Here is a 14487-nt window from a genome sequence, read left to right on the forward strand (position 1 = left end):
TTTCAAATCCTGTGACGGGGTAAAGGAAAAACGCGGCAAGCCTACTCGCTGCGTGGCGGCCGCTTGTGGCTCAGGGCCTGGGCAATCCAGGCCAGCACGTCGGCGGTCACTTCATCGCGGTTGGTTTCATTGAACAATTCGTGCCGGGCCTGTGGGTAAATCGTCAATTGCAGGTGCTGGCTGCCGGCGTCGCGCAGGGCGTCGGCCAGATCCTTCAGACGCTTGCCTTCGCTCACCGGATCACATTCGCCGCCGATCACCAGCAGGGGCAGGCCCGGATCGATCTGGGCGAGATTGGACGCTTTGCTGATTTGCTGCAAGCCACCGAGCAGATCGACCCACAGTTGATTGGTGCAGCGAAAGCCGCACAGCGGGTCGTGGACGTACTTGTCGACTTCGGCCGGGTCGCGGCTGAGCCAGTCGAAGGGGGTACGCGTGGGTTTGAATTTCTTGTTGAAACTGCCGAACGACAGCCACTCGATCAACGCGCTGCGCCCCGTGGCACCCTGGCGCCAGCGTTCGAAGCGGGCGATCAGGCGAGCGCTGCGGTAGAGCGTCACCGGCTGAAAGTTCGAACCGCTGAGAATTGCCCCGTGCAGGCTGGCGCTGTGATGCAACAAATAACCCTGGGCGATGTAGCTGCCCATGCTGTGGCCCAGTAGCAGGATGGGGGTATCGGGATATTGCTGGACGATGTGGTGGTTGAGGCTGGCCAGGTCGCCCACGACCTTGAGCCAGCCGTCCTCATCGGCAAAGTGACCGAGAATCGCTTCCTCGCCCGTCTTGCCATGGCCGCGCAGGTCCACAGCGCAGACACCGTAGCCCTCGTCGCACAGTGCCTGGGCCAGGCGGGCGTAGCGGCCGCTGTGTTCGGCCATGCCATGGGCCAGCATGATCACCGCCAACGGGGCGGTTTCAGGCAGCCACTGGTTGACGAACAGGCGGCTATGGTCGGTCGCGGTCAGCCAGAACGTTTGGTGGATCATGGCGATTCCTTTGCACAAAGTCAGACGCAGCGTCGCTGCATTGTATAGCGCATCCGTTGCGTCTCGCCTGATCAGGCCACACCTAGGCAAGAAGATTCACACAATCTATGACGCAGGTTGCCATATTTGCCTGATTGGCCATAGCTGCTAGTGTCCCAGGAGCTCCGCCTCTGCAAGCGATACAGACGCGGCCCCGGACATGCTCAGGTAAAGAGGACAAAAACAATGCAGCCTGATTTCTGGAATGACAAACGCCCGACCGGCGTGCCCCTGGATGTTGACCTTGGGGCCTACAAGTCGGTGATCGAGGTGTTCGAGCGTTCCTGCAAGAAATTCGCCGACCGTCCGGCGTTCAGCAACATGGGGGTGACCCTCACCTATGCCGAGCTCGAGCGCTATAGCGCAGCCTTCGCCGGCTACCTGCAAGCCCATACCGACCTGGCGCCAGGTGATCGAATCGCAGTGCAGATGCCCAACATCCTGCAATACCCGATCGCCGTGTTCGGTGCCTTGCGCGCCGGGCTGGTGGTGGTCAACACCAACCCGTTGTACACCGCGCGGGAAATGCGTCATCAGTTCAAGGACTCCGGTGCCCGGGCGCTGGTGTACCTGAATATGTTCGGGCAGAAAGTCCAGGAGGTGTTGCCCGATACGGACCTGCAGTACCTGATCGAAGCGAAGATGGGCGACCTGATGCCCACCGCCAAGGGCTGGCTGGTCAACACGATGGTGAGCAAGGTCAAGAAAATGGTCCCGGCCTATTCGCTGCCCCAGGCCATTTCCTTCAAGAGCGCCTTGCGCCTGGGGCGCGGCCAGGGCATCAAGCCGCTGAACGTCAGCCTCGATGACATTGCGGTGTTGCAGTACACCGGCGGCACCACCGGGTTGGCGAAGGGCGCGATGCTGACCCACGGCAACCTGGTGGCCAACATGCAACAGGCCCGGGCCTGCCTGGGGCAGCTCGGCGATGACGGCCATCCACTGTTGCGCGAAGGCCAGGAGGTCATGATCGCGCCGCTGCCGCTGTACCATATCTATGCGTTCACGGCGAACTGCATGTGCATGATGGTGACCGGCAACCACAACGTGCTGATCACCAATCCGCGGGACATCGGTGGTTTCATCAAGGAGTTGAAGAACTGGCGTTTCTCGCTGCTGCTGGGGCTCAACACGCTGTTCGTGGCATTGATGGACCATCCGGATTTCAAGACCCTGGATTTTTCCAATCTCAAGGTCACCAACTCGGGTGGCACGGCGCTGATCAAGGCCACCGCCGAGCGTTGGGAGCAGATCACCGGTTGCGGCATCACCGAAGGTTATGGCCTGACCGAAACCTCGCCAGTGGCCAGTGCCAATCCTTATGGCGGCAAGTCCCGGTTGGGCACGGTGGGGATGCCGGTGCCGGGCACGCTGATGAAAGTGATCAACGACGATGGCGTCGAGCAGCCCCTGGGCGAGCGCGGCGAGCTGTGCATCAAGGGCCCGCAGATCATGAAAGGCTACTGGAACAAGCCTGAGGCCACGGCCGAAGTGCTGGACCACGAGGGCTGGTTCAAGTCCGGCGATATCGCAGTGATTGACCCGGACGGTTTCGTGCGGATCGTCGACCGCAAGAAGGACATGATCATCGTCTCGGGTTTCAATGTGTACCCCAACGAGATCGAAGACGTGGTGATGGCCCATCCCAAGGTGGCCAACTGCGCAGTGATCGGCGTGCCGGACGAACGTTCGGGGGAGGCGGTGAAGCTGTTCGTGGTGGCGCGGGAAACCGGCGTCAGCCTTGAAGAGCTCAAGGCCTACTGCAAGGAGAACTTCACCGGCTACAAGATTCCCAAGCACATCGTGCTGCGGGAGTCGTTGCCGATGACCCCGGTTGGCAAGATTTTGCGGCGGGAGTTGCGGGATATCGCCTGAGGCCAGAGAAGTCCAGTAGAAACCCCTGTGGGAGCGAGCTTGCTCGCGATGGCGGTGTATCAGCTAAATAAGATTCAGCTGGTCCACCGCTATCGCGAGCAAGCTCGCTCCCACAGTTTTTTTGGGTATTCAGGGCGATTCAGATGAGGCTTAGAATTTTTACTCTAAAAGTGACCATAAAATATTCATGAGTCATGTTTGTGACTGTGGGGGCTGCTTTTGGCTCTAGGCGGCCCTCGGCAAAGCTGCTACTCTCGGCGCGCTTTTGTGACTTCTCGGCCTTGATTCAAGCCAGATTCACCAATAAACACACACCAATAATAATCGCATCAAATGCGGTGAGAATTCGCGTTGCTGAGGAGTGGGCTTCCATGATTGAAGACTTTTGGAAGGATAAGTACCCAGCTGGGATTGCTGCCGACATCAATCCAGACGAGTATCCGAATATTCAGGCGGTGTTGAAGCAGTCCTGCCAACGCTTTGCCAACAAGCCGGCATTCAGCAACCTCGGCAAGACGATCACCTACGGTGAGCTCTACGAGTTGTCCGGTGCCTTTGCCGCGTACCTGCAACAGCATACCGATTTACAGCCGGGCGATCGAATCGCCGTGCAACTGCCCAATGTTCTCCAGTACCCGGTGGCCGTGTTCGGTGCGATCCGCGCCGGGCTGATCGTGGTCAACACCAACCCGCTGTACACCGCGCGGGAAATGGAACACCAGTTCAATGACTCCGGGGCCAAGGCGCTGGTGTGCCTGGCGAACATGGCGCACCTGGCCGAGACCGTGGTACCCAAGACGGGCGTCAAGCACGTCATCGTCACCGAAGTTGCCGACTTGCTGCCGCCGCTCAAGCGCCTGTTGATCAACAGCGTGATCAAGTACGTCAAGAAGATGGTCCCGGCCTATCACTTGCCCAAGGCCATCAAGTTCAACGACGTGCTGAGCAAAGGTCACGGCCAGCCCGTGAGCGAAGCCAACCCCACCAGCGACGATGTCGCCGTGCTGCAATACACCGGCGGCACCACCGGCGTGGCCAAGGGCGCGATGCTCACCCACCGCAACCTGGTGGCAAACATGTTGCAGTGCAAGGCGCTGATGGGCTCCAACCTCAATGAAGGTTGCGAGGTCCTGATCACGCCGCTGCCGCTGTACCACATCTACGCCTTCACCTTTCATTGCATGGCGATGATGCTGATCGGCAACCACAACATCCTGATCAGCAACCCGCGCGACCTGCCGGCGATGGTCAAGGAGCTGTCGAAGTGGAAGTTCAGCGGTTTCGTCGGCCTCAATACCCTGTTCGTGGCCCTGTGCAACAACGAAGCCTTCCGCAAGCTGGATTTCTCGGCCCTGAAAGTCACCCTGTCTGGCGGCATGGCCCTGCAACTGGCAGCGGCTGAGCGTTGGAAGGCGGTGACCGGTTGCCCGATCTGCGAAGGCTACGGCATGACCGAGACCAGCCCGGTGGCCACGGTCAACCCGATCCAGAAGATCCAGATCGGCACCATTGGCATTCCGGTGCCGTCGACGCTGTGCAAGGTGATCAATGACGCGGGCGTCGAACAGCCATTGGGCGAAATCGGCGAATTGTGTGTGAAAGGTCCGCAGGTCATGAAGGGTTACTGGCAGCGCCAGGACGCCACCGACGAGATCCTCGATAGCGAAGGCTGGCTCAAGACCGGTGACATTGCGCTGATTCAGCCGGACGGCTACATGCGCATCGTCGATCGCAAGAAAGACATGATCCTGATCTCCGGTTTCAACGTTTACCCCAACGAACTGGAAGATGTGCTGGCAACCCTGCCGGGCGTGCTGCAATGCGCGGCCATTGGCATTCCGGACGAGAAGTCTGGCGAGGCGATCAAGATCTTCATCGTTGCACGGCCGGGTGTCACGTTGACCAAGGAACAGGTGATGGAACACATGCGTGCCAACGTCACCGGATACAAAGTGCCCAAGGCCGTGGAGTTCCGTGATGCCTTGCCGACGACCAACGTGGGCAAGATCCTGCGACGCGAGTTGCGCGATGAAGAGCTCAGGAAGTTGGGGCTGAAAAAGTAAGCGTGTTGCCAACAAGACGTCCTGCAAATATGGCTAATGCCAGTCAGTCAAGCTGACTGGCATTAGCCATTCAGAGCCGGTTTTTACATCCCCCCTCCGTCGACGACGTGGCTGGCCGGCTCCTTCCTTCACGGTACCTGGAGCGCTCGCGATCAGGCCGGCCAGATCTTGGCTCGGGCCGGCTGGCTGTCGAGAGGGTATTTGTAGTCCTTGGTGTCCGATGCCTCGATGTTGAAGTGCTTCAACGCAGCGGCGACCCATGTTGCAGAGAGGTCGTGATTGGCGAACTTCTCTTTGCTGCAGTAAGTGGTGCGGGTCGATTTCTGCAGGAACGACTGATATCCCTTAGGCATTTCAATACTCCTTTCAAATAGGGGGTTAGAGCACACGACTGACGTTACTTGGCGACCAGCGCAGTTCCGTGTCACGACCACGGTACGACGCCACTCTCACGCGCCGATCTCCAAAGGCACGCAGGTCCCAATTCGGCTGATAGGACAGGCACAAAATAAAGGGGTAGCGCAGGTCCCACAGGTTGATGTCGAGATTGGGCGCGAAGGGCCGCAGCACCGCTTCCTTCTCCTGGGCCGCGCCACCGCTGTCCCATTGCAGAACGCCGCAGGTCTGGGCGTTGATCAGGTAGAAGGGGTGCATGCCGTATTTTGGCCCCGCCGGCTGCGCGTACCACAGGGCCTTGGCGGCATCGCCCGCGCTATCGTCTTCCAGGGTGACGCGCTCCGGGACATGGGGGTCGACGGCGATCTGCCATGTGTTCCAATGCTGGCTGCGGAACTTCAGGAAGGGGATGGCTTCTCCCTTGAAGATGTCGTTGCAAGTGAACTTCGCCGTACCGTCTTCAGTGGTGTAGAGGTCGGCGAAGATCTCAAGCTCTGGCCGCAGAGTTCGCTCCGGATCGCCGAAGCCGATCACGTAGGCATCCCCACCCTTGTCACGGGAGGTGCTGCTGCCGTAGCCGATCAGCCCATAGCTGACGCCGGCATAGGGACACGGCACGCAGCGAAGGGAGTCATCGCGCCAGCGATGCAGTGTCGCCTCCGAGCCGCCGCATTTATTTTTCAGGAAAGCGATGATGTGATCCGGCGGGCTATAGCGGCTTTCCCGCGGCCAGCATTCCGTCGCTAGCAGTATGATGGCGTGCTCAAGCCCCATGGACTCGATACCGGACTTGAACACACTCCAGAACTGGTTGATGTCGGACATGGCGCTACCGATGGCGGGGGCCGCGAAATACTCTTCCCGTCCCTGCAACGTTTTGCGATCAACCACGCGCACTTTGATACCGGGCGTGCCGACGGCACCGGCCTCCAGCTCTCGCCGTGTCATGTTGCCGACGGTCAGGCTGCTATAGCCCCAGGTCGAATGGACGCTCAGATAGCGGCCCATATAGTGATCCAAGGCCTTCTGTGCCGCCATGCGCCGCTCGTCGTCGGCAATGAAGGCGTGAACAGGCTTGAATTCCCGCCCGACGACAACCGGTTTTTTCCCGACGGAAGCGATCCATTTGTTCGTCTTGTCGTCATACTTCTTCGGCTTCGTGAAGATGACGCCGGAGAAGATGTCATTGTCGCCGCCCTCAGTGGTGACCGAGGCGTCGCGGCTCTCCATGTATTGCTTGCGCTCGATCGTATCATCGATCGAACCGTCGGCCGTGAAGAAGATGCCGTACTCGGCCTCCAGTTCGACCTTGATCTTTTCGAGTTCCGTCACTTTGGATTTCTGTACCAGGGCCTGGAAGTACAGATTTCCGCCCAGCGTGATCGAAGTCACTACGTCGGTCCCGAACATGTCGAAGAACCTATAGAATTTATTCGCCTGCTCGTGGCTGAACGTCATCGGCAGACGGGCGACTTCTTCGATGAACTTGGGCGAGAGCGCTGCGGTCGAGACCGCATCGAGCTTCGCGCCGCCGAAGACGAGGCGCAGGATGCGCACGGCGGCCGTGTTGTCTTGATGGGAGGTATATTTCTTTTCAAAGTTGAGGTGGAATTCGGCCGAGAATTCACCGTAGCTGGCAGTCGAATTGAATTCGGCCTTTGTTGTGTGGCGATAGTCCAGAATCGATCTGAAGAACGACGAGTAATCTTCGCGTCGTGTATCTGCATGACGATTGATGCCGGCGCCGGATGCCGGGTCAAATACGCGTTCATCCGGGGCACGGGCTGCGCTGAGGCGGTTTCGACCATAGCCTAGATCGCCGTTGAGCATATTGGAATCCTCGGCTTTGATGACACTTGCCATGTCCGTTTCGTCATTCATGGTTTGCTCCTGCCCAATAATTGGTTAATAGAAAATTGCGTTATGCAGTTTGGCCTTGGCCTTATCGGGTAGAGCCAATATGGGGCGGCGGCGCTCATGGCGACAGGCCACGGCGGTATCAGCTCGGTATCAGTTCGGTATCAGTCTCAACGATGAGAAATGAGCGAGCCGCCGCTCTGCGCCGCCGAGGCGAGAACCGCGTCGCTGGGAAGGGTTGTTCAAGGGCCTGCTCGAGGTGGGGCAGTTCCAGTGCCCAGGCGAGACGCATAAAAAAATCCGATGCCTGTTCAGGCATCGGATTTTGATTTCTTGCGGTCAAAGGTCTGCGATAGGGGTTAACGGATCGGCATTAGTCAGTGCGGGGATTTTGCTTGGGTTGATCGCGACAACAGCTCCCCCACTGCAGTTAGCTTGGGATTACAACCTGAACTGCGCAAAATCCAGATGGGTGCCACCTGGCCGCATGTCCTGCAGGTAGGAATCCTTGTCGGCGCTCAGTTCCAGGCTCAGGGCTGCCTTGCGCTTGCCCTGGTTGCGCACTTCCAGGCCTTCCATCTTCTCGCGCAGGAACACGGTCGGCACCTTCAGGTGCAGCAGCTCATCGGTGGCTGGCGTGTGCAGCAGCAGGTGGATCCATTCGTATTGACCGATGGCCAGGCGCGCCACCGGGATATTGAACCAGAAGATGTTGCGGTTGCGGTTCAATTCGCTGAAGTGGCAGTTGTTGACGCCCAGTACGGCGCCGCCCAGTTCCTGGTTTCTGCGGGCGATGGCCTGCTTTTTATCGAGTTTCATAACGTTCCTACGGGGTTGGAGCTTCAGGCCGCAGCCTGAATACGTGGGGCATTCTCGGTGGTTGCCGGGCAAACATAAAGCCCCGCCTGTAGGAACAATGAAACTTGGTTCGGCAATCGTCGGTCAATTCAGCGTCGGGCATGAAAGACGAAATTGATCCAAGGTCGCCAAACAGGCTACTTTGTTGTGATAACGGCCCTTGAGTCGCCAAGCGACCCCCCCCCTTTTTTGCGGCGAAAGGAGACGCACATGATGTTCCCGGCCTTGAAAGGCTTACCCTTGCATCGTGTGATGATGCGCACCGTGACCGAGTTTCTCGACGACGAGATGTCGACCTACGCCTCGGCATTGGCTTACCAAATGCTGTTTTCGCTGTTTCCTTTCATTCTCTTTTTGATCGCATTGATCGGCTTCCTGCACCTGCCGGACTTCTTCTCCTGGCTGCGCCTGCAATCGGAGCTGGTGTTGCCGCCCCAGGCCCTGGAGCAGGTCAACCCGGTGATCGACCAGCTCCAGCAATCCAAGGGCGGGTTGTTGTCGGTGGGTATCGTCATTGCCTTGTGGACCGCCTCGGCGGGCGTGCGGCTGATGATGAGCGCGATGAACGCTGCCTACGACGTAGTGGAAGGCCGCCCGGCCTGGAAGCGTTTTCCGCTGTCGATCTTCTACACGGTCGGCATCGCCGGCATGCTGCTGGCCGCTGCGGCGCTGATGGTGCTCGGGCCGCAGGTGATGGGCTGGATTGCGGCCCAGGTCGGCTTGGAGGAGTTCATCGTCACGCTCTGGACGATCGTGCGCTGGCCGGTGATCGTGATCTTGCTGATGGTGGCCGTGGCGCTGATCTATTACGTGATGCCCGACGTCAAGCAGGAGTTTCGCTTCATCACGCCGGGGTCGGTGCTGGCAGTGGTGGTGTGGATCATCGCCTCCCTGGGCTTCGCGTTTTACGTCAAGACCTTTGCCAACTACAACGCCATGTATGGCAGCATCGGTGCGATCATCGTGTTGTTGCTGTATTTCTATATTTCTTCGGCGGTGCTGTTGCTCGGTGCGGAGATGAATGCGGTGATCGAGCACATGTCCGCCGAGGGCAAGAACCCGGGCGAAAAGAGCGCGGGCGAGCACGAAAAGCAGCATGTGTCGGGCCTGGGCCGCGACCATTCCATCCCTCATCCCCACCCTGACGAAGCTCGACCATGATCCGTGAAATCCTGAAAATGGGCGACGAACGCCTGCTGCGCATCGCCCCGCCGGTGCCCGCCGACATGTTCGACAGCCCAGCGTTGTGGCAATTGATCGACGACATGTTCCAGACCATGGAAAGCGTCGGCGGTGTCGGCCTGGCGGCGCCGCAGATCGGTGTGGACCTGCAACTGGTGATCTTTGGCTTCGAGCACAGCGAGCGCTACCCCGACGCCGAAGCGGTGCCCCAGACCATCCTGATCAACCCGCTGATCACCCCGCTGGGCCCGCAGATGGAAGAGGGTTTCGAAGGTTGCCTGTCAGTGCCGGGCTTGCGCGGTGCGGTCGAGCGCTACCAGGACATCCGCTACGAAGGCTTCGATCCCAAGGGCGAGCCGATCGTGCGTTACGCGTCGGGCTTTCATGCGCGGGTGGTGCAGCATGAATGCGATCACCTGATCGGGCGCTTGTACCCGTCGCGCATCAGTGATTTCAGCAAGTTCGGGTTTGCCGAAGTGATGTTCCCGGACCTGGACCCCGCGGCTGACGATTGATCCCCCACCCCGAACCCTGTGGGAGCGAGCTTGCTCGCTCCCACAGTGGGCTGTGTTGATCTTTAGGGCTTTGAGGGTTCCAACCCCATCGCAATCATCGGCTTGCTCCGCGCATACCGGCTCAGGCGTTCGGCCATCGCATAGGGCAGTTCGGGGCCGAAGCTGAAACCACGCCGCTCATAAAAACCACGCAAGTCCGGGTGGCAGAACAGCCACACCGGCTCGTTCACGCCGTTCACCGCCTCGGCGATCAACCGCCCTGCAACGCCCTGTACGCGGTACGCCGGGTCGACGAACAACCCCGTCAACCAATGCCCGCCCGACACCGGTCGCAGGCATAGGGCGGCGACGATCTCATCGCGCCACGCCACCCAAAGCTGCGCATCACGCACGGCTTTCATCGAGGATTGGTGGGCGCGATAAAACTTGTTCATCAACGGCCAAAGCGATTCTTCGAGCACTGCGTAATGGATTTCGGGCATGGCAGGGTCGTGGGCGATAAGGGGAGGGCGATTATAAAAGAACGCAGGTGCGGCGATAGGTGTATACCTGACTTCACATCCCGTATGAGTGGAGTACGTATCATGGCCAAAGGCATGGATTCAAAAAAAGCGGCAAAGAAAAAACCGGCGAAGACTGCCGATGAAAAGCGCGCCGACAAAAAAACCAAGAAGGTGAACCTGTTCGGTCATTGAACCGATACTGCCTCGGTTGGCCTCAGGTTTGAGCTGGGGCGCTAACCCCAGCTCAAACGCTGCGCAATGTGCCGAGGCTTAAAGCGAGGCGAGAAACATGTCCGTGGCCGAGGCTTTGTCGTCGGTGCGGCTCTGCTGGGCCTTTTCCACTTGTGCAATCGCCGACTTGTCCTGCATGCGCTGGGCAATCTCCTGGCTGACCGCCATCTGCTTCTGGGGCGGCATCGCCTCGAACTCTTCCTCAGTAATGCCCATCTCTTCGAGAATGCTGTCGCGCAGGCGCTCTTCGGGCGTCTTGCTCATGTAGTCCTTGAATTCTGCTGTCGCAGAACCACCCAGTGTCGTGGTTTCTTCGGCCGCTGGTGAAGCCACGGTCTGCAAGTGCACACGGGTCTTGGCGAACGCCTCGTCCACCTTGTCGCTGATGGCGGTGGCGGCGTTGACCTGTTGCGTGGCTTGTTGGGTGAAGGAATCCTGGACCTGGGTACTGCCCTGGCTGGCCTGGGCCTGGACGTTATCGCGCAAGGCCTGCAACACGGCGCTTTGCAGGCCGCTGGCGGCTTCGGCGGTGGGATCCTCCCCCGGGCGTTTGAGCGGCAAGACCATCGCTTGCTGTTTGGCACTGACCAACATGATGAACACCTGTGGGTAATGGCTGAGCGATGGGCAGGAGCAATTCCCATGCCGTCGCCGCAAGGCCCCGTATTCCAACGCGATGGGCTGGCGCGTGGCGAGCGGGGCGGCCAATCCTTGCCGTTCGTCGGCATGGATCGACCGCATCGTGCCGGGCTCAGGTGCTTTCGCGAACCTTGAGCTCAAAGCCCATGTCCACCACTGGCTGCGCGATGCGGTTGCCAGCCATCAACGTCAGCATTTGCTCGGCGGCGCGACGGCCGATGGCTTCCCTTGGCGTGCTGATGCTGCTCAGGCGCGGCACCATGTGGGCCGAGGCGGGCAGGTCGTTGAAGCCCAGGACCGAGACCCGCTCGGGAATCTTGATGCCGCAGCGAAGGGCCTCGAACAGGGCACCGTGGGCCAGGTCGTCGTTGCCGAAGAAGATCGCATCGACGTCCGGGTGGCTGTCCAGCATTTGCAGGAACAATTCGCCGCCCAGGCCGACCGATGACGGGCGAGGGGTCAGCAGCTCCAGGTCCGGGTCATACAGGCCGGCTTTCTGCAGGGCGCGTCGAAAGCCTTCGCCACGCAGCAGGGTGCGTTGGTCCAATTGCGCGCCGATATAGGCCAGGCGCTTGCGGCCCTTGGAAATCAAGTGCTCGGCCGCCGTTTCGCCGGCCTTGAGCTGGGAAAAGCCGACGCAGTTGAGCCCCGCGCCGGGGTCCAGTTCCATCATGTACACGCAGGGAATGTTGCTGGCCTCGATCATGCGCCGGGCGCTTTCGGTGCGGTCGAAACCGGTCAGCAGCAAACCGCGCGGCTGATAGGCCATGTAGTTGCGCAGCAGGTCTTCTTCTTCGTCCCGGGAGTAGTGGTAGTTGCCGATCACCACTTCGAAGCCCTTGGGCCGCAGCACCCGATGAATGGCTTCCAGGGTGTCGATGAACAACAGGTTGGACAACGACGGCACCAGCACCACCACCGAATGGCTCTGGGCCGAAGCCAGGGCGCGGGCGGCGGGGTTGACGACGTAGTTGAGCTCCACGGCGGCCTGGCGGACTTTTTCCACCAGTTCCGAGGCAACGGTGCTGACGCCGCGCAGGGCACGGGAGGCCGTGATTGGGCTGACACCGGCCAGGCGTGCGACTTCATTGAGCGTGGGGCGACCAGTGGTGCGAGTATTCTTATCGTTTTTAGGGACGGTCATCAGGGCGGCTTGCCAAACAAAAATCAAGGTACTAAGGTAGCGCTGTCTCGACGCCGCTGCAAATGCGTGAATGGGGGTTGCCTGATCTCCCATCCGTTGGCGTCCTGAACGAACATGCTGCAACCACAAAAATGACAAGAAGGCGTCGGCAACTTCTGCTTTTGCTGCGGTGTCATAACTGGCAAAGGTAGCGCTGTCTGCGCGCTGAGGTGTTACATGAACAATCCCATCACCGCCCTGGTCATCATGGGCGTTGCCGGTTGCGGCAAAACTTGCGTCAGCCAGGCCTTGTGCCAATTGAGCGGCGCCACCGCCATCGAAGGCGACACGTTCCACCCCGCGGCCAACATCCAGAAGATGAGCGCCGGTATTCCCTTGAACGACGACGACCGTGCCGGCTGGCTCGACAGCCTGTGCGACGAGTTGCGCCGTGTCGACGCCACGGGCGAGCGCCCGGTGCTGACCTGCTCGGCCCTCAAGCACAGTTATCGCGAGCGTCTGCGCAGTGCCTTGCCCGGCCTGGGCTTCGTATTCCTTGAATTGACCCCCGAAGTGGCCGCCGACCGCGTTTCCCATCGTCCCGGTCATTTCATGCCGTCGACCTTGATCGACAGCCAGTTTGCCACCCTTCAATCCCCTGTCGGCGAGCCCCTGACCCTGGCTCTGGACGCGTCCAGCCACAGCGTTGAGGAGTTGGCGCATCAGGCTTACGTCTGGTGGCTGGACCATGGTTTGAAGCTTGCCGGCTGAGTTTCAAAAAATTTGCGTCAGAAAGATAGCGCTACCCCGACGGCTAACCAATAACTGCTTCAATAACAACAACAAATCAGGAGACACCTCCCATGTTCGGCATGTCCCACGAGACGTTCCTGCTGCTTGATGCAGTGGTCACGGTGATCGGACTCATCATCCTCATCACCAAGTTCAAATTCCACCCGTTCATTGCCCTGACCATCGCCGCCGCGTTCCTCGGCCTGACGTCGGGCATGCCGGCCGGCACCATCATCAAGGCGTTCCAGGACGGCTTCGGTGGCGTGCTGGGCTTTGTCGGCATCATCCTGGCGCTGGGCACGATGCTCGGCAAAATGATGGCCGAGTCGGGCGGGGCCGATCAGATCGCCCAGACCCTGATCCGCGCCTTCGGCAAGGACAAGGTGCAGTGGGCCATGATGTTCGCCGCGTTCCTGGTGGGCATCCCGCTGTTCTTCGAAATCGGCTTCGTGTTGCTGATCCCGCTGGTGTTCATCGTTGCGCGCCGTACCGGCGTGTCGATCATCAAGATCGGTATCCCGCTGCTGGCCGGCCTTTCCGCAGTCCACGGCCTGGTGCCGCCGCACCCGGGGCCGCTGCTGGCGATCGGCATATTTGGCGCTGACATCGGCAAGACCATTCTCTACGGCCTGATCGTGGCGCTGCCAACGGCCATCATTGCCGGACCGATCTTCGGTACGTTCATTGCCAAGCACATCCCCGGCCATCCGAACCAGGAACTGGTGGATCAACTGGCCCGCGAGACGAACGCCGCCGAGCTGCCAAGCTTCAGCATCACCCTGATCACCGTACTGTCGCCGGTGTTCCTGATGCTGCTCAAGACCTTTGCTGACGTAGCGCTGCCGGACGGCAACCTCTTCCGCGTCTGGATGGACATGATCGGTCACCCGATCTCGGCCTTGCTGCTGGCGTTGCTGCTGTCGCTGTACACCTTCGGCTACAAGCAGGGCATCGGCTCCAGCCAGATGCTCAAATGGCTGGACGCAAGCCTGGCGCCGACTGCCGCGATCATTCTGATCATCGGTGCCGGTGGCGGCTTCAAGCAGATGCTGGTGACCAGCGGCGTGGGCGATGTGATCGGCCACATGGCGGTCAGCGCGCAAATCTCGCCGATCCTGCTGGCCTGGCTGGTGGCGGCAGTGATTCGGATTGCGACGGGTTCGGCGACGGTGGCAACCATTACCGGTGCCGGGATCGTGGTGCCGGTGGTGGGGATGATGCCGGGTGTGAACCGTGAGCTGCTGGTGCTGGCGACCGGTGCCGGCTCGTTGATCCTGTCCCACGTCAACGACGCGGGCTTCTGGCTGGTCAAGCAGTACTTCAACATGACCGTGGCCGAAACCTTCAAGACCTGGACCGCGATGGAAACCATCCTGTCCGTGGTGGGGTTGATCTTTATCCTGCTGTTGTCGCTGGTGGTCTGAACCA

At 60.0% G+C, this 14487-nt stretch carries 13 protein-coding genes; 6 read left to right on the forward strand and 7 right to left on the reverse strand.

The window, feature by feature from the left end; translation table 11 throughout:
* Nucleotides 1–41: 41 nt before the first annotated feature.
* On the reverse strand, nt 42–986 hold the full coding sequence (locus tag Q7F16_RS07210) for an alpha/beta hydrolase (RefSeq protein WP_018611002.1): 945 nt from the start codon (nt 984–986) through the stop codon (nt 42–44).
* A 225-nt stretch (nt 987–1211) separates the two neighbouring features.
* Here Q7F16_RS07210 and fadD2 point away from each other — a divergent pair, with 225 nt between their 5' ends.
* Nucleotides 1212–2900: a long-chain-fatty-acid--CoA ligase FadD2 gene (gene fadD2 / locus Q7F16_RS07215; protein ID WP_014336931.1), complete on the forward strand. Its 1689-nt coding sequence runs from the start codon at nt 1212–1214 to the stop codon at nt 2898–2900.
* Nucleotides 2901–3271: 371 nt separating this feature from the next.
* The gene (gene fadD1 / locus Q7F16_RS07220) at nt 3272–4963 is read left to right on the forward strand and encodes a long-chain-fatty-acid--CoA ligase FadD1 (RefSeq protein ID WP_046065649.1); all 1692 of its coding nucleotides are present in this window, start codon (nt 3272–3274) and stop codon (nt 4961–4963) included.
* 152 nt (nt 4964–5115) lie between these two features.
* Here fadD1 and Q7F16_RS07225 read toward each other — a convergent pair whose 3' ends face one another.
* The 3 genes from Q7F16_RS07225 to Q7F16_RS07235 form a co-directional block, all read right to left on the reverse strand.
* Nucleotides 5116–5316, reverse strand: coding sequence for a hypothetical protein (locus tag Q7F16_RS07225; protein WP_014336933.1), 201 nt, complete (start codon nt 5314–5316; stop codon nt 5116–5118).
* A 25-nt stretch (nt 5317–5341) separates the two neighbouring features.
* Nucleotides 5342–7240: an MAC/perforin domain-containing protein gene (locus Q7F16_RS07230; RefSeq protein ID WP_409555855.1), complete on the reverse strand. Its 1899-nt coding sequence runs from the start codon at nt 7238–7240 to the stop codon at nt 5342–5344.
* Nucleotides 7241–7657: 417 nt separating this feature from the next.
* Nucleotides 7658–8035, reverse strand: a complete 378-nt coding sequence (locus Q7F16_RS07235) for a hypothetical protein (protein WP_014336935.1) — start codon at nt 8033–8035, stop codon at nt 7658–7660.
* 249 nt (nt 8036–8284) lie between these two features.
* Here Q7F16_RS07235 and Q7F16_RS07240 point away from each other — a divergent pair, with 249 nt between their 5' ends.
* Nucleotides 8285–9235 carry a YihY/virulence factor BrkB family protein gene (locus Q7F16_RS07240; protein ID WP_046065652.1) on the forward strand — a complete coding sequence of 317 codons (951 nt, stop codon included), beginning with the start codon at nt 8285–8287 and terminating at the stop codon, nt 9233–9235.
* Nucleotides 9232–9771, forward strand: coding sequence for a peptide deformylase (def, locus tag Q7F16_RS07245; protein WP_046065653.1), 540 nt, complete (start codon nt 9232–9234; stop codon nt 9769–9771). The genes Q7F16_RS07240 and def overlap by 4 nt, the downstream gene beginning before the upstream one ends.
* 62 nt (nt 9772–9833) lie before the next feature.
* Here the strand turns inward: def and Q7F16_RS07250 are convergent, their stop codons facing one another.
* The 3 genes from Q7F16_RS07250 to Q7F16_RS07260 form a co-directional block, all read right to left on the reverse strand.
* Nucleotides 9834–10253: a GNAT family N-acetyltransferase gene (locus tag Q7F16_RS07250; RefSeq protein ID WP_409555854.1), complete on the reverse strand. Its 420-nt coding sequence runs from the start codon at nt 10251–10253 to the stop codon at nt 9834–9836.
* A gap of 291 nt (nt 10254–10544) precedes the next feature.
* On the reverse strand, nt 10545–11099 hold the full coding sequence (locus tag Q7F16_RS07255; protein WP_046065676.1) for a hypothetical protein: 555 nt from the start codon (nt 11097–11099) through the stop codon (nt 10545–10547).
* 157 nt (nt 11100–11256) lie between these two features.
* Entirely contained in the window at nt 11257–12288 is a 1032-nt protein-coding gene (locus Q7F16_RS07260; protein WP_041475769.1) for a LacI family DNA-binding transcriptional regulator, read from the reverse strand.
* Nucleotides 12289–12504: 216 nt separating this feature from the next.
* On the opposite strand from Q7F16_RS07260, the gene Q7F16_RS07265 reads away from it, so the two are divergent.
* A complete protein-coding gene (locus Q7F16_RS07265; protein ID WP_014336941.1) occupies nt 12505–13038 on the forward strand; it encodes a gluconokinase in 534 nt (177 codons plus the stop codon).
* 92 nt (nt 13039–13130) lie between these two features.
* Entirely contained in the window at nt 13131–14483 is a 1353-nt protein-coding gene (locus tag Q7F16_RS07270) for a GntP family permease (protein ID WP_014336942.1), read from the forward strand.
* Nucleotides 14484–14487 lie beyond the last annotated feature (4 nt).

The sequence above is a fragment of the Pseudomonas sp. Lb2C2 genome (assembly GCF_052112205.1).
GTDB classification, from domain to species: domain Bacteria; phylum Pseudomonadota; class Gammaproteobacteria; order Pseudomonadales; family Pseudomonadaceae; genus Aquipseudomonas; species Aquipseudomonas kilonensis.

Coding starts and splice junctions, on each gene's coding strand:
- Q7F16_RS07210 (WP_018611002.1), bottom strand. CDS start 986: ATGATCCACCAAACGTTCTGGCTGACCGCGACCGACCATAGCCGCCTG.
- fadD2 (WP_014336931.1), top strand. CDS start 1,212: ATGCAGCCTGATTTCTGGAATGACAAACGCCCGACCGGCGTGCCCCTG.
- fadD1 (WP_046065649.1), top strand. CDS start 3,272: ATGATTGAAGACTTTTGGAAGGATAAGTACCCAGCTGGGATTGCTGCC.
- Q7F16_RS07225 (WP_014336933.1), bottom strand. CDS start 5,316: ATGCCTAAGGGATATCAGTCGTTCCTGCAGAAATCGACCCGCACCACT.
- Q7F16_RS07230 (WP_409555855.1), bottom strand. CDS start 7,240: ATGAATGACGAAACGGACATGGCAAGTGTCATCAAAGCCGAGGATTCC.
- Q7F16_RS07235 (WP_014336935.1), bottom strand. CDS start 8,035: ATGAAACTCGATAAAAAGCAGGCCATCGCCCGCAGAAACCAGGAACTG.
- Q7F16_RS07240 (WP_046065652.1), top strand. CDS start 8,285: ATGATGTTCCCGGCCTTGAAAGGCTTACCCTTGCATCGTGTGATGATG.
- def (WP_046065653.1), top strand. CDS start 9,232: ATGATCCGTGAAATCCTGAAAATGGGCGACGAACGCCTGCTGCGCATC.
- Q7F16_RS07250 (WP_409555854.1), bottom strand. CDS start 10,253: ATGCCCGAAATCCATTACGCAGTGCTCGAAGAATCGCTTTGGCCGTTG.
- Q7F16_RS07255 (WP_046065676.1), bottom strand. CDS start 11,099: ATGTTGGTCAGTGCCAAACAGCAAGCGATGGTCTTGCCGCTCAAACGC.
- Q7F16_RS07260 (WP_041475769.1), bottom strand. CDS start 12,288: ATGACCGTCCCTAAAAACGATAAGAATACTCGCACCACTGGTCGCCCC.
- Q7F16_RS07265 (WP_014336941.1), top strand. CDS start 12,505: ATGAACAATCCCATCACCGCCCTGGTCATCATGGGCGTTGCCGGTTGC.
- Q7F16_RS07270 (WP_014336942.1), top strand. CDS start 13,131: ATGTTCGGCATGTCCCACGAGACGTTCCTGCTGCTTGATGCAGTGGTC.